This window comes from Rhodovulum steppense, assembly GCF_004339675.1.
In the GTDB taxonomy this organism is placed as follows: domain Bacteria; phylum Pseudomonadota; class Alphaproteobacteria; order Rhodobacterales; family Rhodobacteraceae; genus Rhodovulum; species Rhodovulum steppense.
In genome coordinates this window covers 14401-34840 of sequence record NZ_SLVM01000033.1, presented here as the reverse complement: position 1 = coordinate 34840, position 20440 = coordinate 14401, and the positions used below count along the sequence as shown (strand labels likewise).

Genomic DNA, 20440 nt, shown 5'->3' with positions numbered 1-20440 from the left:
TCGGGCTGTTCGATCTGGCCGACCCCGGCGCCGAGCCCGACCCCCGGATCCTGGGCGAGATCGACCGGATCGGCAACGGGCCGCAGATGCGGGCGCGGTGCGCCACGGGCGCGGTGCTGGCGGACTCGCCGCTGCCGCCCGGGGACGCGGCCGATCACGCCGGGGCGCTGGCGCATGCACTGAACCTGATCGCGCGTGTCCGCCCCGATGCCCGGATCGCCGCGGTCGGCCATCGCGTGGTGCATGGCGGCCCCGATCACGCCGCGCCGGTCCGGCTGACGCCCGAGGTTCTGGACGCGTTGGCCCGGCTGGAGCTGCTGGCGCCCCTGCATCAGCCGCACAACCTGGCGGGCGTGCGGGCGGCGCTGGCGGCCTTTCCGCAGGCGGTGCAGGTCGCCTGTTTCGATACCGCCTTTCATCGCCACCACCCCTGGGTGAACGACACCTTCGCCCTGCCGCGCGCCTATTACGACAAGGGGGTGCGGCGCTACGGGTTCCACGGTCTGAGCTATGATTACGTCTCGGGGCGATTGCGGCAGATCGCACCTGACCTGCATGCCGGACGGGTGATCGTCGCGCATCTGGGCAACGGGGCGTCGATGTGCGGGATGATCGGCGGACGCTCGATCGCCTCCTCGATGGGGTTCTCGGCACTGGACGGGCTGCCGATGGGTACCCGCTGCGGCCAGCTCGATCCCGGCGTGGTTCTCTATCTTATGCAGGCTGAGGGAATGGGCGCAGAGGAGATCGCGGATCTGCTCTACCGCCGCTCCGGGCTCCTGGGCCTGTCGGGTCTGTCGCATGACATGCGCACGCTGGAACAGGCGGGCACCGGTCCCGCGCGCGAGGCGATCGGCTATTTCGTCTTCCGCATCCGCCGCGAACTGGGGGGACTCGCGGCGGCGCTCGGCGGGCTGGATGGACTGGTGTTCTGCGGCGGCATCGGCGAGCACTCGGCCCAGATCCGCCAACAGGTCTGCGAGGGCATGGGCTGGATCGGCATGGAACTCGACGAGACGCGCAACACCAGCGGTGAAACGACCATCAGCGCGGACCCGAGCCGGGTGCGGATTCTGGTGATCCCCACCGACGAGGAAATCGTCATCGCGAGGGCCGCAAGGGATGTCCTGGGGCAGGGGAGACCGACGTGAAACGAGCGATCAAACCAGAGGAAGCGGCCGAGATGATCCCCGAAGGCGCGGTCCTTCTGATCGGGGGCTTCATGGGGGTGGGCTCGCCCCATCGGCTGATCGACGCCATCGTGGCGCGCGGCGTGGGCGGCCTGACCCTGGTCAACAACGACACCTGCCGCCCCGGCGAGGGTGTGGGCAAGCTGATCGATGCCGGTCTCGTGGCGCGGGCCATCGTCAGCCATATCGGGCTGAACCCGGTGGCGCAGAAAAAGATGCTTGCGGGCGAGATGCAGGTCGAACTGGTCCCCCAGGGCACGCTGGTCGAGCGCATACGCGCGGGCGGCGTGGGGCTTGGCGGGGTGCTGACCCCGACCGGCATCGGCACGCTGGTCGAGGAAGGCAAGCAGGTGCTGGAGATCGACGGGCGCCGGTTCCTGCTGGAAAAACCGATCCGCGGGGATTTCGCGCTGCTCGATGCGCGCCAGTCCGATTATGTCGGCAATCTGGAATACAGCCTGACGGCGCACAACTTCAACCCGGTCATGGCGCTGGCCGCCGATACGGTGATCGCCGAGCCGCATCACATCATGCCGGTGGGCGTGATCCCGCCCGATGCGGTCAAGACGCCGGGGGTTCTGGTCGACTACATCCTGGAAAGGGCACGCTGATGGACGCGAAGGAAATCATCGCCCGGCGCGTCGCGCAGGAGGTGCGCCCGGGCATGCTGGTCAACCTCGGGATCGGCCTGCCGTCGATGGTTGCGAATTTCGTCCCTTCGGATCGTCATGTCTTCTTTCAGGCAGAGAATGGTGTCATCGGACTTGGTGCCCGCCCCCCCGAGGGGATGGAAGAGCGCGACCTGACCGATGCAGGGGGCGGTTTCGTCAGCGCGGTGCCAGGGGCCGCCTCGATCGACAGCGCGATGAGTTTCGGCTTGATCCGCGGCGGGCATCTGGACATGACCGTGCTGGGCGGGTTGCAGGTGGATGAGAGGGGATATCTGGCCAACTGGATGGTGCCGGGTCAGATGGTACCGGGCATGGGAGGTGCGATGGACCTTGTTGCCGGGGCAAGACGGGTGATCGTGGCGATGCTGCACAGCGCCAGGGGCGCGTCCAAGATCGTTCCGGAATGCACCCTGCCGCTGACGGCCGCGCGCCGGGTCAGCCTGATCGTCACCGAGATGGCGGTGATCGAACCGACCGTCAGGGGGCTGGTGCTGCGCGAATGCGGGCCGGGGGTCAGCGTCGAGGACATAAGCGCCGCGACCGAAGCCGCCCTGATCGTCCCCGAAGATGTGCCGCAGATGAATCTGGGATAGGACCGGCAGTCGCGCAGTTCTGCACAGCGCTCGGCACCGGCCCCGTTTCGGGAATCGGGTCGACCAAGGGTCCGGTCCAACCTTCTTTCGTGACGATTGGCGTTTACAGGCGGTGGCGCGGCGAACCGGCATTGCGTGCCAGCCGCCTGCCCGCAACCGCCGTCCTACCAGGTATAGCTGGTGCCGACATGGATCGCGCGACCGGGCATCCAGGGGTTCCTGGAAGTGGCAGTCCGGTTGCCGAGATCGTTGAACAGGTTCGAGACCTTGACGTTCAGATCGAGATCGCCCCCTTGCAGCCTGGCCAGCCGCAGCCTGCCCGACAGGAAGGTCGAAACCGCCGCATCGAAGTTGAAGTCCTCGTAGATGTCGTGAGGCCGGCTGCCGTAATCGGGGTTGACGAAGGTGCCGTTGGTGCCGGTGTCGATCGCCGCGGTATAGCCGAAGGAGATATCCGCGCCGATCCCCAGCCTGAACCGCTCCTGCTGCCAGGAACTGGCCAGTTCGACCGTGGCGCGCACCGGGATATCGCGATTGCCCGTCACCTCGTAGAACTCGCCGCGCGTATAGGAGCGGTTGTCATACCAGATGAACTCGTCGGTGCCGTCATCGCCCAGTTCGCCGAAATAGCTGTCGTTTGAGCTGCGGCGCTTGGACCAGACGCCCGAGACATAAAGGCTGACATCGTCCAGAGCGCGGCCTTGACCCACCTCCCATGCCTTTTGATACTCAAGGGAGACCGAGCGGTATTCGTTCGTCCCGTCATTGGTCAGCCGGTTCACCAGGCTGGTGCTGTCCTGCGAGCGGGCAAACTGGTCCTTGCCCTGCCGGTCGATGAATTTCAGCCGCCAGGTGCCCCCTGTCCAGACATCGCGATAGAGCATCGCCAACGAGCCTTCGTCGACATAGGGCGTCCTCAGCCCGCCCTGGGTGTAGGAAAAGGCGTTCAGGTTGATCGGCGCACCCCAGTCGCCAACCACGCCGGTCGCGGCATCATGGCTGCGCGACTGGTTCACGCCGCGCGGCACCACGCCATGGATCGCATAGCTCAGGTAGCTGCCGCTGTAATAGCGGTTGGCGCCCAGCGTCAGCGCGAAATCCGGGGTCGGGGTCCAGCTTGCCGACAGCCGCGGGGCGATGTCGGTGTTCTTCAGAACGTCGTTCCGCTCGATCCGTAGGCCGCCGCGCAGGCCGAAATCGCCCCAACTCTGGTCCAGGTCGAAATAGGCCTCGGTCTTCTTCGCATCCACCGCCACGTCATAGGGATCCTGGGTGATCCGGATCCGCAGGTACTGGTCCTCGATGCAGGCGGGATCGTCCGCCGGGCAGGTGAAACTGCCGAAGGTGCCGGGATAGACGCTGGCCGTGTAGGAGGTGAAGCCCGACCCGCTGCGCCCGGCCTCGACCCGTTCCAGCGCCGCGCCCAGCGTGAAGCTGCCGCGCCAGACATCGCCCTCCAGCTTCGCCTCGATGCGGTCGCGCGTGTCGTCATAGCTCTTGCTGCCATAGCCGCCCCGCAGACAGGCGACATAGTCCTCGGGCTCGCGTGCCGCGTCGGGCGCGTCGCACCAGGCGTCGAAGGCATCGGTGGTGTACGAGACGCCGCGCAGCGTGCTGAAATAGGCGCCGTACCAGCTGTAGAACTCGGACTCGCGGTTGACGTTCTCGGCACTGTTGTCCTGGTGGATCGCCCGCAGCGTCAGCTTGACATTCGACAGCCCCAGCCCACCGATCTCAAGCGCGTCCCATTCGTTTTCATACCTGGCGTCCAGCGACAGGCCGCGCGTCTCCACATCCATGTGGTAATCCTCGATATAGTTCGAGTCCCACCCCTGGCTGTAATCGGTCAGCATGCCGCCGAAGCTGATCTTGCCACCGCCCTCCAGGTCATGCGCCAGCCGCAGCCGCCAGAAATCGCTGCGGCTGTCATTCTCGGCCTTGCCCGAGCGGTATTGCGGGTCCATTGCCTTGGTCGATTCCGCCCAGCGGCGACCAAAGCCCAGGATCACCGCGGTTCGCCCGCCCAGCGGCTGGTTGACCTCAGCGGAATATTGCAGGTTGGTGAACTCGGGCTTGGGCACGTCGAAGGGGTTGTCGCCGTCCTCGGTGCCCAGCTTGTAATCGACCATCGCATCGCTGTGGTAATCGAAGGTCACCTTGCCCGAGGCACGCTCGGTTGAAGGTTCGGTCAGCCGGTAATCGACGACACCGCCCTGGAACCCGCCGAATTCGGCCGGGATGTCGGAATCCCGGACCTCGAAGCTGTCAACCATCGCCGAGGGCACGAACTGGGTCTGCGAATGCAACCCGTAGAAGGTATAGCTGCCCGGATTGCCGGTCTGCCGGGACAGGTCGGTGGTGGTGTTCGGATTCTCGTTGCCGGCCAGCGAGTTGATCCCCACCCCGTCGAGGATGAAGTTGTTCTCGAACACCCGCCCCCCGGAGATCGACAGCTCGAGCGGCTTTAGGTTCAGGATGTCGTCGCCGTTCTGACCCGCATCGGCGTCGGTATCGTCGCGATACTGCACGTTCGGCAGGCTGGTCAGCGCGGTGTTGGCATCGCCTGATCCGTCGCTTCGGATCGCCATCGACTCGTTGCCCAGCACGGTCTTGCCCTGGTCAAGTGTCGTGGTCTCGCTGCCGCCTGGCAGCAGCACCGTGCCCAGCGGCAGCCTCTCTTCGGCCAGCGCCGTCGCGGGCAGGCTTGCCCACAACACCCCCACCGCCGTTCCCGCCATCAGGGCGGAACGGGTATTTTCATGGATCATTCTCACACCACCCCTTATGCGCCCGTATCTTCAGGGCGCCGATCTGAATCGCAAGGCTGGCAAGGAGCTGGCGAGGAGCCGCTTGTTCGGGAACGGAACCACCCGATAACGGTAGGTCTGCCCTAAAATTCTCGATAAAAAGAGTCAAGATGCATGGATTGCCACGGGCAGGTGATCCGTGACGCGGTGGAACGTGTTTGCACGCCGGTCTTCGGCGCGTGCTTGAGCAAGATTCCGAGACCACTTGCATACGGATAGTTATATTATAACATATTTTAGATTTGCGTGGGTGGGTGCCGACTCGCCACGCATAACGGAGCGAGGAAGACCGACATGACCCAGGATGACGAGACCATGCATGCCCAGCATCTGAGCCAGGAGCAGGATCATTTCCGCTGGCGCCAGCAGCATCTCGAGGCGCTGGCCACGCTCAGACGGGCCGAGGCGGCGCTGATGCTGCACGAGGCGTGCATTGTGGCGCATCAGGCCGAGATCGCCCGGCACGAGGAACAGATCGCCCATGGCACGGCGCATGCCGCGGCCGTGGAAGCGGGCGACCATGCCCGGCTGGCCCATGACCATGCGCATGGTGCCGAACACCATGCCGGGGTGATGGCGGCGATCGCGGCGCTTGCGGTGCACCTGGACGCGGGCGCGGGCAAATGACGGCCCGCGCGAAACTCCCCGTCACGGTGCTGTCCGGATTTCTGGGCGCCGGAAAGACGACCCTGTTGAACCATGTTCTGAACAATCGCGACGGCCGCCGGGTCGCGGTGATCGTCAACGACATGTCCGAGGTCAATATCGACGCCGACCTTGTGCGGGCGGGCAGCGAACTGTCCCGCGGCGAGGAAAAGCTGGTCGAGATGTCGAACGGCTGCATCTGCTGCACGTTGCGCGACGACCTGCTGGTCGAGGTGCGGCGGCTGGCCGAGGAGGGCCGGTTCGACTACCTGCTGATCGAATCCACCGGCGTTTCCGAACCGCTGCCCGTGGCCGCCACATTCGAGTTCCGCGACGATGAGGGGCGGTCTCTGTCGGACATCGCAGAGCTTGACACGATGGTCACCGTGGTCGATGCCGCGCACCTGTTGCGGGACTATTCCAGCCAGGATTTCCTGAAGGATCGCGGCGAAGAGCTTGGCCCCGAGGACGAGCGCAGCCTAGTCACCCTGCTGACCGAGCAGATCGAGTTCGCCGATGTGATCGTGCTGAACAAGGTGTCCTCGGCCAGACCCGAAGATCTGGCCGCCGCCCGCGCGATCCTGCGCGCGCTGAACGCGGATGCGAAGATCATCGAGACCGATCGTGGCCGGGTCGACGCGGCCGAGATCATCGGCACGGGCAGGTTCAGCTTCGAAGCCGCGCATCGTCACCCGACCTGGGTGCAAGAGCTTTACGGCTTTGCCGACCATGTCCCCGAGGATGCGGAATACGGCATCACCAGTTTCGTCTATCGCGCCGAACGGCCCTTCGATCCGGTGCGGCTGGCCGAGTTCTTCGACACGCCGCTGCCCGGCGTGATCCGCGCCAAGGGGCATTTCTGGATCGCGACAAGGCCGCATTGGGCAGGCGAATTCTCGCTGGCCGGATCGGCGGTCGAGGTCCGGGGGTTGGGCCTGTGGTGGGCCGCAGTCCCCGAAAAGCACTGGCCGCCCGAAGCGCGCGAGCGCATGGCAGAGCGGGTCGCGGGCGAGTTCGGCGACCGGCGGCAGGAGATGGTGTTCATTGGCACGCTGGGCACGATGAACCGCGACCGGATCACGTCGATGCTGGACCGCTGCCTGGTGCCCGAAACCCGGTTCGAGCCCGACCGCTGGGCACGGTTGCCCGATCCGTTCCCGCAATGGGGCCGCGCGGTGGAACCGGCCGAATGAGCGGGCGTGCATCGAACCGCGGGGCGAGTGCGCTGAAGCTGCGCCGCAGCAGTACCGATCCGATGCGCGACTACGACCGCCTGCCCCGGGAACTGCGCGCCTGGCTCGCCCAGGCCGCGCGGCCCTGGAGCCCGCTCTCGGCACGCCGCGCCTTCGCCCGCGCGCTGGCCGCCACCGGCGACCGCATGCAGGCGCTGGCCGAACTCGACCGCATTGAAGTCCAGAAGATCAGGCGCGATGCAGCCACCGTCTGGGGCGCGTCCTACCCCGCAGGTACCATCGTCCGGTAGGGTTGCATCGGTGTGGCAGGAACCTCGACCCGGCGGGAGCCGACACTTGACTCTATCATATGACTTTCGATGAATGGGGGCATGCAGGGGGCCATGGCTCCGGCGCACAGGTCTGAGACGTCACCCAGCCAGACGCCCTTCGTGTCCAGCCATTTCCATTGAACCGGAAACGGTAGCCAACCGCGACCGATGCGGGGGATCATGCCCACCTGTTCGAATTCACATACCCTCCTGACCATGACCGTCGCAGCTTTTGCGCTCGGCGCCCCCGGCCATGTGCGGGCCGGGGACAATGGTGCGGCGGTTGCGCCTTCCTCGATCGCCGGGGTCGGCACTGACGGAAGAACGCTGGATATCGTCACGCGCGGCGCCAGACCGGGCAAGGACCAAAAGCCGCAAACGCGGCAAACGCGCGCAATCTACGATCCCGCGGGCGGACAGGACGGGCGCAACCTGCCCCGCCCCGACCTGCCGCTTTGTGCCAACTGGCGCGGCGGCCCGAGGGGCACGCTGTTACCCGCCGGTCCCGGCGGCAGCGGACTGCCGCAGCCCGGTCGGCACGGTCTCATCGGCCTAGGCTACAGCAAGGCCTGCGAACGCACCGAGGCCGTGTTGCAATTCTCGACCCGCGGTGACCGCTTCTTTGCACGCGGCACGATCTATTCCGAGGATGTCGGGGCCTATCGAGCGCCCGAAGGCCCCCTGGTGCGCAGCGATCGCGAGCGGCTGTCCTACAGCCTGGGCGCGGGTCTTGTCGGACGGAACGGCTCGTTCCTGAGTTTCGATGCGCGGCGGCTGGAGCGTGACAGGATCCTGTTCCAGGGCAACGCAACAGGCGCCGATACCCGCCGCTTCGACGTCGAGGGCTATGATCTCGCGGGCACATACGTTCTTGATGGCAGCGGTGCAACGCGACTGCGCGTCGAAGGCCGTTTCAACCGGATCGACCGCATCAACGACAACTTCAGCTTTCGCGGGCCGCCCCCAACCCGAAGCGAGGTTCGGCTTGACCGCGAAACCGTCGATGTGCTGGCTGTGATCGACGGGGGCGGTGCCGGGTTCATATGGACCCTGGGAATCGAATACGCGTCCGATCAGAGGGATGGCACACGCTATCAGGGACCGGCGCTGACGCCGCAATCGCCGAACTACGCCGATGCCAGGGTCGCCAGCACAGCGTTGACGGCGGAGGGCACATGGACGCTGGCGCCCGAAAGCCGACTGAAGACGGGCCTCAGGCTGGACCATGTCGATGCGCGCCTCGGCGATATCGACCGCAGCGGTATGCTGACCGGCGGCGGGGCAACGCCCACGCCCCGGCAGATGTTCGCCGCCACATATGGCTATGGCGGCGAAGGCAGGAAAAGCGAGACCAATCTTGGCGCCGGACTGCGGTTCGAGCGGGATTTCAACGGGCAGCAGGGCCAGCTCTTCGCGGGGCTGACCTACACGCCCCGCACTGCAGATCCGCGCGAGCGCTATCTTACCTCCTTCACCCCCGCCACGGCGCCGCAGATCTTCAGCACCTGGATCGGCAATCCCGATCTTGATCCCGAGCGCCACGCCATGCTGGAGGTTGGCGGGAATACAAGCCGGGGTCCCTGGACGCTGGCAGGTCGGGCCTATGCCGACTGGGTCGAAGATTTCATCCTGTGGGACCGCGCCCGCGGCCAGGCAGGGGTGACCCGCGCCGACAATGTGAACATCTACCGTAACGTGGATGCCTTCATCGCCGGGCTGGAGGCCAAGGCGACCTATCGCTGGGACAATGGCGTCTGGGCGGGTGCCGAAGTCTGGCTGACCCATGGCGAGAACACCACCGACAACCGTCCCATCGCCCAGATCCCCCCCGCCGAGGCCGCACTGAAACTGGGCTGGAAAGGCAAGACGATCTCGGTCGAGGGCACCTGGCATCTGGTGGCGAAACAGTCCCGGCTCGACAACGATTTCGTAACTGGGTCGGGTGCCGACGGCGATGGCCGCGGCGGGGCGCTGGCGGCAGGCTACGGGTCACTGGATCTTGCCGCAAACTGGTCGCCAAGGCCCAACACCATCCTCAGCCTCGGCGTCGCGAACGTGTTCGACAAGGACTACATCCAGTTGATCGAGCGCATGGACATCGACGATCCCTTCAAGATCAACCCCACCGCCCCCGGCCGCAGCCTTTGGGCAGGGGCCACCATCCGCTTCTAGGGGAGCATGCCATGAAACCGTTCCCCCTACGCTCCCTGTTGATCCCCGTTCCGGCGTTGATGCCGACCAGCCCGTTGCGTGCGGGTGAGCCTGACCTGTAAGTCGTTGTCAGTATCTCGTCGTTGACGGCTATGGCCGAGGTGATCGGCGGCGATCATGTCGCGAAAGGCATTCCGCATGATCGCAACTGGATACCGCAGGTCCGGGCGGCGCGCCCCGACATGCCGGTTCCGAGGATGACCGACGTTGTCGATACAAGGGCGATCAGCGGCCACGGTCCGAACGTCGGCAAGGCCTTCCTCGTGTTCCACCCTGCCTTCGGTTATCTGGCCGGTTCTTATGACCTGCGCCAGATCGCGATCGAGAAACAGGGGATGGAGCCGGGTCCGAAGATGTTCGCCGCCACCATCGAGTCCGCCCGCGCCGAGAATATCCGCGTGATCTTCGTCCAGACCCAGTTCGGCACTGACGAGGCCCGGATCGTCGCGGCCGAGATCGGCGGGCGGATGCTCTCATGGGCTGCAACACAAGATCACTGGGTCACAGTCCTGGTTCCCACCTCGACATCTATTCGCCGGGGCGATTCCAAGGCATGGCGACAAGTGCCGCGCATCGTCCCTCCTTCACCTGGGTTTACCGCGCCTGCGCCAGCAGCGCGTCGAGATCGAGAGCCCCCCCGATCTCGACGGCAACCGTGTCGAGCGCTCGGTCCAGCCGCGCGGCGTGGTCCGTTGCCGAGGCGGTGCCGCCCATCGCCGTCAGCCAATGACCGCGGAAGCCATCCGCGCCGAACAACCCGTGCAGGTAGCTGCCCATCACACGGCCATCGGCCGAAACCGCACCCTCGGGCCTGCCGCCGATCCGCAGCCACGGGCGGTCAAGCCCCGGGCCGACGGTTCGGCCCATGTGCATCTCGTAGCCGGTGACGCGCAGGCCGCTGATTTCGTCCGTCGCGTCGATCTCGGCCAGCCGCTTGTCGGCCGTAAGCGTGGTGACGACATCAAAAAGGCCCAGCCCCTCGGTTTCGCCGGGCGGCCCCTCGATGCCATCGGGGTCGCGCACCGCTTGTCCCAGCATCTGGAACCCGGCGCAAAGCCCGACGACCCGTCCGCTGCGGCGCAGATGCGCGCGCAGGTCGATGTCCCAGCCCTCGGCCCGGACCGCCTCCAGCGCCATGCGCGTCGCCTTGGAGCCGGGAAGCAGGACGATGTCGGCCTCTGCCGGGATGGGCTGGCCGGGGCGGACCCAGCGCAGATCGACGCCGGGTTCGGCGGCCAGCGGGTCGAGATCGTCGTAATTCGCCATCCGAGGCAGTTCCGGCACCGCGATCACCAGCCCGCCCGCTGCACCGCGCTTGCGCCCGAAGCCCAGCGAATCCTCCTCGGGCAGGGCGCGCGCGGCGTCGGACCAGCGCACAAGGCCCAGCACGGGCCAGCCGGTTTCGGCCCTTATATCCGCGGCTGCTGGGGCGAAGATGTCCGGATCGCCGCGGAACTTGTTCACGATCACGCCCGCGATGCGGGCACGCTCGCGGTCGGTCCAGAGCCGGTGATGCCCGATGACGGCCGCCGTGACACCCCCGCGCGAATCGTCGCCCACCAGCAGCGCGGGCAGGTCGGCGGCCTCGGCCAGACCCATGTTGGAAATGTCCTGCGGCCGCAGGTATCGCTCGGCACCGCTGCCCGCGCCTTCGATCAGCACCAGATCATGGGCGGCCGACAGGTGCCCCAGGCTTTCGACCACCGCGGCCCGAAGCCCGGGTTTCAGCTGCTGATAGGCGCTTGCCGAATACCGCCCCAGCACGCGGCCCTGCACCACCACCTGCGCATCGACATCCGTTTCGGGCTTGAGCAGGACGGGGTTCATGTGGACAGACAGCGGAACGCCCGCCGCGCGCGCCTGCAACGCCTGCGCCCGGCCGATCTCGCCGCCATCGGCGGTGACGGCGGCATTGTTCGACATGTTCTGCGCCTTGAACGGCGCCACCTTGAGGCCGCGCCGCGCATAGGCACGGCAGAGCCCCGCGACCAGCAGGCTCTTGCCCACATCCGAGCCGGTGCCCAGCACCATCAGCCGCCGCGCGGTCATCGCGCCAGCGCCAGAAGCGCGTCCAGATCGAGGTCGGTTTCGATCTGATCGGCCAGCGCATCGAGCGCCGCCTCGATCTGTGCGCCATGCTCAAGCCCCGAGCCGCTGCCCCCCATCGCCCCGATCCAGTGCGTCCGGTAGCCGTCGGCACCGAACAGCCCGTGCACATAGCCGCCCATCACAAGGCCATCGGCCGAAACCGCCCCCTCTGGCTGGCCGTCAAGGACCAGCCAGGGCTGATCGAGCCCGGGGCCGGTCGTGCGGCCCATATGCATCTCGTAGCCGGTCACGCGGGCGCCGCTGATCCGGTCGGTCGCGTCCAGCTCGACCAACCGTTTCTCGCGGGTGATGGTGGTATCGACCTCCAGCAGACCCAGTCCCGGCGTCTCGCCGGGCGGGCCCTCGATGCCGTCGGGGTCGCGCACCATGCGGCCCAGCATCTGGAACCCCGCGCAGATGCCCAGAACCCGACCGCCCCGGCGCAGATGGGCGCGGATGTCGATATCCCAGCCCTGCATACGCAGCGCACCCAGCGCCTGGCGCGTCGTCTTGGAGCCTGGCAGCAGCACCACATCGGCCTCGGCCGGAATCGGCTGGCCCGGGCGGACCCAGCGCAGATCGATGCCGGGTTCCGATGACAGCGGGTCCAGATCGTCGAAATTCGCCACCCGGTCGATCTGCGGCACCGCGATCACCAGCGCACCGCCCGCCGACCGCGCCGGGCGTTCCAGCGCCAGCGCATCCTCGGCCGGCAGCAGCGCCGCGCCCTCGAACCAGCGCGCCACGCCCAGAAGCGGCCAGCCCGTGATCCCGGTGATGGTGCGGCAGGCGGGTTCGTAGAGCGAGAAATAGCCGCGGAACTTGTTGACGAGATAGCCCGCGACCCGGGCGCGTTCCTCGGGCGTGTGCAGAAGCCAGCTTCCCACCAGCGCCGCCATCGCGCCGCCGCGGTCATTGTCGGTCAGCAGCACCACCGGCAGGTCGGCGGCCTCGGCGAACAGCATGTTGGCGATGTCGGACCGGCGCAGATGGGTCTCGGTCCCGGCGCCCGCGCCCTCGACCAGCACCAGATCGGCGCTTGCCGCGATGCGCCGGTAGCTGTCCAGCACCGCAGGCAGCAGAAGCGGCTTGAGCCCGTGGTAATGCCGTGCGGGCCAGTTGCCCAGCGGTCGGCCGCGCAGCACCACCTGCGAGCCGACCATCGCCTGCGGTTTCAGAAGCACGGGGTTCATGTGGATCGACGGGGCCAGCCCCGCGGCGCGGGCCTGCAACGCCTGCGCTCGGCCGATCTCGCCCCGCGGCTGAACCCCGTCCGGGCCGGGCGGCAGGTCGCTGTCCACCGTCACGGCGGCATTGTTCGACATGTTCTGTGCCTTGAACGGCGCCACCTTGAGGCCGCGGCGGGCATAGGCGCGGCACAGCCCCGCCACCAGCAGGCTCTTGCCCACATCGGAACTGGTGCCCTGGATCATCAGCGCCCGGCCCCGGCGTGGCGGGGCAGGGTCGAGGATCGGCACCGCGATCTCGGGCATCTGCGGCGGGGCATCGTCCGCGGGCAGGTCGAAGATCATCGCAGCCCCCGTCTTGCCCCACGGGGCACGGGCGCTCATGCCTGCGGGCCTCCGTCATCCTGTCCCGATGGCCTGGGGCGTCGGGTCGGTGGATCGGTCTGGGGCTGGCCGGACCAGACCACGGGGTATTCCAGCCAGCGCTGGATGAAGTTCCAGGACTGGTGATAGCCGTCATGGGGCAGCGCGCAGGCCGAGCAATCCTTGCGCGTCAGCCCGTTGCGGTCGGTATAGACCTCGTAGGGGCCGGGGCAGTCATAGGCGATCAGCGGGCAGTAGCAGAACAGGCAGTTGAATTCGCGCTGCACGCCCTTGTGACAGGGCAGAAAGGGGCAGCCGGTATTGGTGAAGCCCTTGTAGCCTTCGTTCGCGGTCATGTCCTTGGGTTGCACGGGCACGGCCTCCTTTCACGGTCCGGGCCTTGCAGGTCCGCGCAGTCCCGCACGGATCCGCCAGGATGTGGCGGCCGGACTTTCCGCAGGCAGCGGTCGAACCCGGCCCATGACCACGAAGGACGTTCTCGAAGGCAATGGCGCGGCGGCCGCAACGGCCCCGACGCAGCCTGCCTCCGGGCCCGCCGCCCGGGGTCGGTTCAGCGCTCTGGCAGGTCTCCTGGCTTGCGGGTCTCGGCCGATCCGCCCGCCTTCCCGGCCCTGCGGACCGGTGGCTTTCGGGCAGGGGCTCGCCGCTTACAGTTGCGGGGGCAGCGCCGGGCTTGCACCGGCTTCCCTTTTCACTCCCCGAAGGGAGCACCAGATTGCACCCCACCTCCTGCCGGAGCGCCGAGCCGCTGTCAAGCGAACCCCTCATCCTGCATTCAGGTTTGGCCGGGTCCGGAAAGCGCCGCAGAACCAAGGCAGGTCATGTGTCCGCCCGCGGTTGATCGCGACAGCGTCGTGCATCCGCCGACTGCGCGCAGGGATGTCATAGGCAGAAGCGAGGAAGGACATGCGTCAAGATGAAGGAGCGGCTACATGGTCCGCGCCGCCGACAATCATCACGACGCTGGCTCAAGAAATGCCGCCCGGCCAGGCGTCGGGGCGGGGGCACGGTGGATGTCCTGCCAATTCGACCGGCGCCTCTTGGCATGTCGGATACCGATCCTTCTTCTGCCGCACCATCGCAACCGGAGCGAGGGCCGACGGCCCGCTGCGTTTCACAGGGGCGGGCCGCACCTTCGATGCGGCTGCGGCTACCGCAATGATACCCAACCGCACTCGGCTGTGACGACGGGTCTGGCACTGGCCGATCCGGGACGTATCACCAGATTTCGTGCAAGGTGGTTGATACCATCCCTCCACCAGGGCCGAGATGCTTTTCGAGCTCAATCTCTGGCACGGCCTCCTATTCCACAGGAGCGGCAAGTGCGCTGCTGCGTCCGGTACAAGGCACCAGCCTGCCGGACGTCCCGCCGAAAGGAGCAGGTTTCCGCCGTCCGCTGGCGTTCCGGATTTCCGGAACGCCAGCTTGCCTTTTCGCAAGGGCGGTGGTCAGCGCGACCGCCATGTGTGCGCTGCGCTTCTGTCGGCGATGCAGTACCAACGCTTGTGAGGATCAGCCGACGTGCTTCCTGCGTTTGCGACGCACGGTACCCAGGGCCATCAATGTCGGCGCAAGCAGCAGGATAGAGGACGGTACGGGCACCGGAGCCGGAGCCTCGCTGCCGAAGGCGTCAAAGAACATGCCCGTCTGTTGGCCGTTCGCCGTACGCTGGACTTTCACGAAATAGACAGGGTCGGCAAACAGGTCGGCGAAATCGAAACTCTCATAGCGAAAGTCGTGCGAATGGGGCTGGCCCGGCACGGATCCGGGTTGCGGGCCAAGCACGCCGATCTTCGTGTAGTTCTCGCCATCACTGCTTGCGAGAACGTCGGCGCCGGAATTCGGCCCGCTGTAGAGGCGGATCACCAGATCGTCCCCGGTGCGGTCAACGAGACCTCCGGAAAATCCCACGATGAACCAGTCGTCCTGGGTCATGCCTTTCCAGCCCATCTCTTCGTCATCGGGCGCGCCAGGAAACCTGTATTCCGTGTCGGGCGTCATCGGCTCGTTGGTGTCGTGATCCTTGATGCCGTCGAAATAAAGCTGCACCGGGAAGGAAGCCTAGCCGATCGCCGTTCGAAGCAGGTCTGAGCATTCCAGTGTGTCATGCTCGCCCCTTTTCATCGGAAGGCTGCAGGTTTCATCGCAAACCCTGTCGATCAGAACGGGGTCGTGGCTGACCAGCGCGATGGCAAGGCCGTCCGTACGGGCCAGATCGGCAAGCAGGCCGATGACCTCGCGCTGGGTGATGGGATCGAGGCGCGATGTCGGCTCGTCGGCAAAGATGAACCGGGGGTTCGCGAGCATGGCGCGAAGAAGGGCGAGGCGTTGAAGCTCGCCGCCCGAAACCGCAGCGGGTCGGCGGGACAGAAGCGCAGAGTCGAGGCGCAGGCGTTCCAGAAGGCCCCCGATCCGTTCGGGTGGCGCCGCGTGCAGCCGCGCCACGTCGCGCAGGGTCTGGCCGAGGCGCCGCGTCCGCGGGAACGCCGCGACAGGGTCTTGCCAGAGCTTCTGGAAAGCCGTCGGCGCCAGACCCCGGGCACGGGTGATATGGCCGCGCTCCGGGGTCAACAGGCCGAGGAGCGCGTCGCCAAGGCTCGATTTTCCGCAACCCGAGGGGCCGGTGATCCCCAGAATCCGGCCCGCGCGAAGCTCCAGTGTCAGCCCGTCGACCAATCGCTGTCCGCCACGCGACAGCGTGAGGTTGCGGGCCTCGAGCACGGCCTGACCCGCTTCGCTCGGCGCAACCCGCCGGGACCAGCTTTCGGGATCGGCGGCAATCAGATCGCGTGTATAGGCCGCCTGCGGGGCCGACAGCACGGCGGAGGTTGCACCGGTTTCCACCACGGCGCCGTCGCGCAGGACCATCAACCGCCCCCCGATCCGGCGGGCAAGCGCCAGGTCATGGGTGATGACCAGAAGCCCACCGCTCCGGGTCAGCGCGGCCAGCAGCAGCGCCGCCACATCGTCGCGGCGTGCGGCGTCAAGGCCCTTGGTCGGTTCGTCGGCAATGACGAGGGAAGCGCCGCCGGCGCGGGCCGCAGCGATGGCCACCCGCTGCGCCATCCCCCCCGACAACTCGTGCGGGTAGCGCGCGGCAGCCGTGTCAAGCCCCAGGGCCGCAAGTTCCTCCGCTGCCCGGTTGCGTGCCGCCGCGGCGGGCAGGCCCGCCACCAGTCGATGCGCTTCGGCCACTTGGGGGCCCGCTCGCATCAGCGGGTCGAGTGACAGCCAGGGTTCCTGCGGCAGGACGGCGATCTGCCGTCCCCAGAGGCCGCGGAAAGCCGCGCGATCCTCGGCAAGCAAGGTGCATCCGCCGATGCGGACCGTGCCCGTCGCGCGCAGGCTTGCGGGCAGGGTGCCCATGATCGCCTGCGCCAGAAGACTTTTGCCCGAGCCCGTCTCGCCCAGGATCACCAGCGGTTCGCCAGGGTGAAGCTCGAGCGAGACCGGCGCGACAAGCCGGGCCGCCCCGTCGCGAACCGTGATGTCGGTGGCGGAAAGAAGCGTCATGTCCTGTGCCCCCCGGCCAGCAGCGTCAGGCCCAGAAGCAGGGCAAAGGTGGCCAGAACCGGCGTCAGCAACGCCATCGGCGCTTCGCGCCAATAAGGCAGAAGTTCCACCATCATCAGCCCCAGTTCCGGCGTGGGCGCCCGCATGCCGACACTGACAAATCCGAGGGCGGCAATGCCCATGATCGCGGTCGCCGTGCCGAAGGCGGCCGCGGTCAGCATCAAGGGCGCGATCTCGGGCCAGAGATGGGTCCGGAAGATGTAGGGCCAGCCGAAGCCCAGCAGCCGTCCGGCCTGGGCCGCGGGCGAGGCCAGCGTGGCGCGGGCCGTGGCGCGGGTGAGGCGGAAGAATTCGACCCACAGGACCAGCGACAGCCCGGCCCAGAAGCCCGTCGCCGTGCCCGGCATGATCGCCAGAACGATCAGCACCAGAAGCAGCCCCGGCAACGCCAGAAGCGCATCGGCAAGCACCACGAGGGCGCGTTCGGTCCATCCGCCCCGCAGCGCGGCCAGCGTGCCCAGCACCAAGCCCGCCGCCCCCGCTGTCGCCACCGCTGCCAGCGCGATCAGCGGCGACAGGCGCAGCGCATGGGCCAGCCGGTGCCAGAGCGACCGGCCAAGGTGATCGTAACCGAAGGGCGCGGCGGGTTCAGGACCAGCAAGCGACTTCATCAGCGATTGCGCAAAGGGATCCCCCGGCACGAAGACCGGCCCCAAAAGGGCGAAGACCGCGACAATGGCAAGGATCGCAGCCCCGAGGGTGCGGCCTGCGGGCAGGGCGCGGGGCAGGCTTATGGCGGTCATCGCGCACCCCTCGGGTCGATGCGCGCCGCCAGAAGGTCGATCAGCGCGTTGACCATCACGAAGCCCAAGCCCAGCATCAGCGCCGTGCCCTGCACCATCGGCACATCCCGCGCAAAGACCGCATGGACCAGTGCATGGCCGATTCCGGGCCAGCCGACGATGGATTCGATGACGACGACGCCTTCGACCAGCAGGACGAACTGGAGACCGAGATAGGTCAGCAGCGGCACCGAGACATTGCGCAACCCGTGCCGCCACAGGACTTGCGCGCGCGACAACCCCTTCCACTGCGCGAAGTCGTAGAAGGGCATCGCGACAACGCCTGCCATCGCGTCCCGCGCGATCCGCGCGTTCACGGCCGCCAGCCCCAGCGCAAGTGCGAACGCGGGCAGGATGAAGTGGCGCGGTTGGCCATATCCGGCGGCGGGCAGCCAGCCCAGTTGCACCGACAGGACCAGGATCAGGATCAGCGCCATCAGGAATTGCGGCACGGCCTTGAGCGCGGTCGAGACGACCAGAAGCGTCCGGTCGAACAGGCTGCCCGGCCGGAGGCCCGCTAGGATGCCAAGCGGCGGGCCGATGACAAGCGACAGGCCCACCGCCGCCAGCGCCAGCCACAGCGAGGCACCAAGCTGGTGGCCGATTTCCGCGATCACCGGCTGGCCGGAGACCAGCGACACCCCGAAATCCAGCCGGAAAAGGTCGCCCATCCATTGCAGGAAGGCCCCGAGCCACGGCCCGTCAAGGCCAAGCTCGGCCCGCACTGCCTCGGCTGCGGCGGCATTCACGTTGTCATAGCCGTAGCGCCCCGCCGCGATGCGCCAGGCGGCGTCGCCGGGCAGGCTACGCATCATCGCGAAGGTTGCGGCCCCCACAAGAAGGGCCACCACCAAGGCCTGCACGAGCCGCGAGACCAGGATCGTCATTCCGCGAACCGCAGCCCCGGCAGGCCGAAGCTGCGTTCCCACGGGTCGATCACCGCGCCCTCGATGCCGGTGCGCAGGGCCAGGGTCTGCTGGTACCAGGCGATCGGGATCACCGGCAGTTCCTCCTGCAGGATCGCCGCGATCCGGGCGCGTTCGGCATCGCCGCCCTCGCCCCGGGACAACGCCTGCGCAAGCGCGGCGATCTCGGCATTCTGCCAGCCCATGGCGCCCCAGTCGCCGCCCGGCGCATAGTCCGACAGGATCGTGCCGATCGGGTCGGGGATCAGCGCGAAATTGCGTGCGAGAAGCCCCAGTTCCAGCGTGCCGGCCTGATGGCCCGCGGGGATCTCGGAGGAGTTGGTCGAGTTGATCGTCAGTTCTACCCCGATGGCGCGGAATTGCTGCTCCAGAACGGCGGCGACCAGCGGCAGTTCGGGGCGGTCTGGATAGGTCGTCAGCGTCAGCGCAAGGCGCTGTCCGTCGCGGCTCAGGATGCCATCGGGTCCGGGCACCCAGCCAAGACCGGCTAGAAGCGCCCGGGCCGCGTCGGGGTCATGGGCCAGAGGGTCAAGCGCCGGGTTGTGCCAGTCGCCCATGGCAGGCGGGAAAAGCTGGTCGGCACCTTGCGGATAGCGCAGCACGGCCTGCGCCAGCCCTGCGCGGTCGATGGCAAGGCTGAGCGCCCGCCGCGCCTCGGGGCTGTTCAGGAAGGGATGCGCGGCGTTGACCTTCAGCAGCAATGACCTCGGGATCGCCACCGACATGATCTCGACCGCATCGGATCGCGAAAGCCGCGTCACGGTGGCAGGATCGAGGGTGAAGACGAAATCGGCATCCCCCGATTCCGCCATCAATGCCCGCGTCTCGGCCCGGCCCACCGCCGTATAGGTGACCGCAGGCACGTTCGGCTGTGCGCCCCAGTACTCGGGAAAGGCCGTCGCGCGCAGGGACAGGGGCGGGGTCAACGAGGTCACACGGTAGGGGCCGGTGCCGATCACCGCCACCGCCTGCCCGTCCGGCCCATAGGCTGCGGGCGCCAGGATCTGCGCGCGGGCTTCGGCGAGGAATGCGGGAAGGGCGGCGACAGGTTCGCCAAGCGCGATGACCAGCGCCCCTGGTTCCGGCGTGAGCGCGGCAATGGGCAGGCTCGCCAGCGGCCCGGGCTTGCCGCGCGCGATCTCCAGCGCGCCTGCCACCGTCGCGGGAGTCATCGGGGTTCCGTCATGAAACAGCACATTCTCGCGCAGGGTGAAGCGCCAGGTCAGGCCATCCTCGGAAACGCTCCATTCGGTGGCGAGGCCCGGCAGCAGCCGACCCTGCGGATCGGCGTCCACAAGGGTTTCGGCGATGCCCATCCGGGTGAAGATATGGCCGGTCGTGGACGGCTCGGGCGACTGGATCTCGAAAGGCGCCGCAACATCGAGGGTCGTTCCGGCATGGCCAGGCAGGGCCAGACCGAGGGCGACGAGACCGGCAAGAAGGGAACGGAAGGGGTTCTGCATGGAGGGGGATCTTTCAGGATTGCGGAGCGGTCGGGGCGTCATGTCCGCAGCGCGGATGCAAGGACCCGAAAGGGCCCGCCGCGGAGCTGACGGCACAAGGGCAGGTTGATCGTTATGTGATGACGTAACATATTGCAAGCCCGGCGCCGCGCAAGGGTCGGGCTTCGGTCCGCCCGCGGGTGCGCAGGGGCACCTGTCGCGGAAAGGGGGGATCGGGACATGGGACAACAGCCAGCCTCCGCCTGGGTTACGGGATCTGGCGTCTGGCTGGATCGTCTTACCCTACGAAAACCGTCGGAAATCGGCAAGGCGTATCGCCACGACAGGATGTCGCGCAGCGCAGGCCGGATTGACGCCTCGTGTCGGCCGACCCGCCACGGCGCCGTCCCCGCCGCGCGCGGCAGCAGGCCCCTCGC

The 20440-nt window shown here is 67.4% G+C and carries 16 protein-coding genes, 1 pseudogene and 1 riboswitch; of the genes and pseudogenes, 8 read left to right on the top strand and 9 right to left on the bottom strand.

What is annotated here, in order from left to right:
• From EV216_RS16360 to EV216_RS16350, 3 genes are all read left to right on the top strand, one after another.
• Positions 1–1151, top strand: a 1151-nt coding sequence (locus tag EV216_RS16360; protein WP_132696658.1) for an acetate/propionate family kinase, incomplete at its 5' end; no start/stop codon positions are given.
• A complete protein-coding gene (locus EV216_RS16355; protein WP_132696657.1) occupies positions 1148–1801 on the top strand; it encodes a CoA transferase subunit A in 654 nt (217 codons plus the stop codon). The genes EV216_RS16360 and EV216_RS16355, both read left to right, overlap by 4 nt.
• The gene (locus tag EV216_RS16350) at positions 1801–2454 is read left to right on the top strand and encodes a 3-oxoacid CoA-transferase subunit B (protein WP_132696655.1); all 654 of its coding nucleotides are present in this window, start codon (positions 1801–1803) and stop codon (positions 2452–2454) included. Before EV216_RS16355 ends, EV216_RS16350 begins: the two co-directional genes overlap by 1 nt.
• 164 nt (positions 2455–2618) lie before the next feature.
• On the opposite strand, the gene EV216_RS16345 is transcribed toward EV216_RS16350, so the two are convergent.
• Positions 2619–5222, bottom strand: a complete 2604-nt coding sequence (locus tag EV216_RS16345) for a TonB-dependent receptor (RefSeq protein ID WP_132696653.1) — start codon at positions 5220–5222, stop codon at positions 2619–2621.
• A 333-nt stretch (positions 5223–5555) separates the two neighbouring features.
• Between EV216_RS16345 and EV216_RS16340 the strand changes: the two genes are divergently transcribed.
• The 5 genes and pseudogenes from EV216_RS16340 to EV216_RS18900 all read left to right on the top strand — a co-directional run.
• The gene (locus EV216_RS16340) at positions 5556–5888 is read left to right on the top strand and encodes a hypothetical protein (RefSeq protein ID WP_132696651.1); all 333 of its coding nucleotides are present in this window, start codon (positions 5556–5558) and stop codon (positions 5886–5888) included.
• Complete coding sequence (locus tag EV216_RS16335; protein WP_132696649.1) at positions 5885–7099, top strand: GTP-binding protein; 1215 nt, start codon at positions 5885–5887, stop codon at positions 7097–7099. The genes EV216_RS16340 and EV216_RS16335 overlap by 4 nt, the downstream gene beginning before the upstream one ends.
• Positions 7096–7389 carry a DUF6525 family protein gene (locus EV216_RS16330; protein ID WP_132696647.1) on the top strand — a complete coding sequence of 98 codons (294 nt, stop codon included), beginning with the start codon at positions 7096–7098 and terminating at the stop codon, positions 7387–7389. Before EV216_RS16335 ends, EV216_RS16330 begins: the two co-directional genes overlap by 4 nt.
• A 237-nt stretch (positions 7390–7626) precedes the next feature.
• Positions 7627–9582: a TonB-dependent receptor domain-containing protein gene (locus tag EV216_RS16325; RefSeq protein ID WP_132696645.1), complete on the top strand. Its 1956-nt coding sequence runs from the start codon at positions 7627–7629 to the stop codon at positions 9580–9582.
• A gap of 131 nt (positions 9583–9713) precedes the next feature.
• Positions 9714–10085, top strand: a pseudogene (locus EV216_RS18900) (metal ABC transporter solute-binding protein, Zn/Mn family); the annotation flags it as partial.
• A 130-nt stretch (positions 10086–10215) separates the two neighbouring features.
• Here the strand turns inward: EV216_RS18900 and EV216_RS16315 are convergent.
• From EV216_RS16315 to EV216_RS16280, 8 genes are all read right to left on the bottom strand, one after another.
• Positions 10216–11670, bottom strand: a complete 1455-nt coding sequence (locus EV216_RS16315; protein ID WP_132696641.1) for a cobyric acid synthase — start codon at positions 11668–11670, stop codon at positions 10216–10218.
• Entirely contained in the window at positions 11667–13202 is a 1536-nt protein-coding gene (locus EV216_RS16310) for a cobyric acid synthase (protein ID WP_165899300.1), read from the bottom strand. The genes EV216_RS16315 and EV216_RS16310 overlap by 4 nt, the downstream gene beginning before the upstream one ends.
• Before the next feature lie 74 nt (positions 13203–13276).
• Positions 13277–13630: a cysteine-rich small domain-containing protein gene (locus EV216_RS16305; protein WP_132696639.1), complete on the bottom strand. Its 354-nt coding sequence runs from the start codon at positions 13628–13630 to the stop codon at positions 13277–13279.
• Between the two features lie 207 nt (positions 13631–13837).
• Positions 13838–13995, bottom strand: a riboswitch (cobalamin riboswitch).
• Positions 13996–14792: 797 nt separating this feature from the next.
• A complete protein-coding gene (locus EV216_RS16300) occupies positions 14793–15329 on the bottom strand; it encodes a VPLPA-CTERM sorting domain-containing protein (RefSeq protein ID WP_132696637.1) in 537 nt (178 codons plus the stop codon).
• Positions 15330–15341: 12 nt separating this feature from the next.
• Positions 15342–16793 (bottom strand): ABC transporter ATP-binding protein, encoded by a 1452-nt coding sequence (locus EV216_RS16295; RefSeq protein ID WP_132696635.1) that lies wholly within the window; start codon positions 16791–16793, stop codon positions 15342–15344.
• Positions 16790–17596: an ABC transporter permease gene (locus tag EV216_RS16290; protein WP_132696634.1), complete on the bottom strand. Its 807-nt coding sequence runs from the start codon at positions 17594–17596 to the stop codon at positions 16790–16792. Before EV216_RS16290 ends, EV216_RS16295 begins: the two co-directional genes overlap by 4 nt.
• Positions 17593–18522 (bottom strand): ABC transporter permease, encoded by a 930-nt coding sequence (locus EV216_RS16285; protein ID WP_132696632.1) that lies wholly within the window; start codon positions 18520–18522, stop codon positions 17593–17595. The genes EV216_RS16290 and EV216_RS16285 overlap by 4 nt, the downstream gene beginning before the upstream one ends.
• Positions 18519–20024, bottom strand: a complete 1506-nt coding sequence (locus EV216_RS16280; protein ID WP_132696630.1) for an ABC transporter substrate-binding protein — start codon at positions 20022–20024, stop codon at positions 18519–18521. Before EV216_RS16280 ends, EV216_RS16285 begins: the two co-directional genes overlap by 4 nt.
• Positions 20025–20440 lie beyond the last annotated feature (416 nt).

Excerpts from the sequence above, each read along its gene's own strand:
- EV216_RS16340 (WP_132696651.1), top strand. The coding sequence starts at position 5,556 with ATGACCCAGGATGACGAGACCATGCATGCCCAGCATCTGAGCCAGGAG.
- EV216_RS16280 (WP_132696630.1), bottom strand. The coding sequence starts at position 20,024 with ATGCAGAACCCCTTCCGTTCCCTTCTTGCCGGTCTCGTCGCCCTCGGT.
- EV216_RS16350 (WP_132696655.1), top strand. The coding sequence starts at position 1,801 with ATGGACGCGAAGGAAATCATCGCCCGGCGCGTCGCGCAGGAGGTGCGC.
- EV216_RS16290 (WP_132696634.1), bottom strand. The coding sequence starts at position 17,596 with ATGACCGCCATAAGCCTGCCCCGCGCCCTGCCCGCAGGCCGCACCCTC.
- EV216_RS16295 (WP_132696635.1), bottom strand. The coding sequence starts at position 16,793 with ATGACGCTTCTTTCCGCCACCGACATCACGGTTCGCGACGGGGCGGCC.
- EV216_RS16310 (WP_165899300.1), bottom strand. The coding sequence starts at position 13,202 with ATGCCCGAGATCGCGGTGCCGATCCTCGACCCTGCCCCGCCACGCCGG.
- EV216_RS16285 (WP_132696632.1), bottom strand. The coding sequence starts at position 18,522 with ATGACGATCCTGGTCTCGCGGCTCGTGCAGGCCTTGGTGGTGGCCCTT.
- EV216_RS16330 (WP_132696647.1), top strand. The coding sequence starts at position 7,096 with ATGAGCGGGCGTGCATCGAACCGCGGGGCGAGTGCGCTGAAGCTGCGC.
- EV216_RS16315 (WP_132696641.1), bottom strand. The coding sequence starts at position 11,670 with ATGACCGCGCGGCGGCTGATGGTGCTGGGCACCGGCTCGGATGTGGGC.
- EV216_RS16325 (WP_132696645.1), top strand. The coding sequence starts at position 7,627 with ATGACCGTCGCAGCTTTTGCGCTCGGCGCCCCCGGCCATGTGCGGGCC.
- EV216_RS16345 (WP_132696653.1), bottom strand. The coding sequence starts at position 5,222 with ATGATCCATGAAAATACCCGTTCCGCCCTGATGGCGGGAACGGCGGTG.
- EV216_RS16335 (WP_132696649.1), top strand. The coding sequence starts at position 5,885 with ATGACGGCCCGCGCGAAACTCCCCGTCACGGTGCTGTCCGGATTTCTG.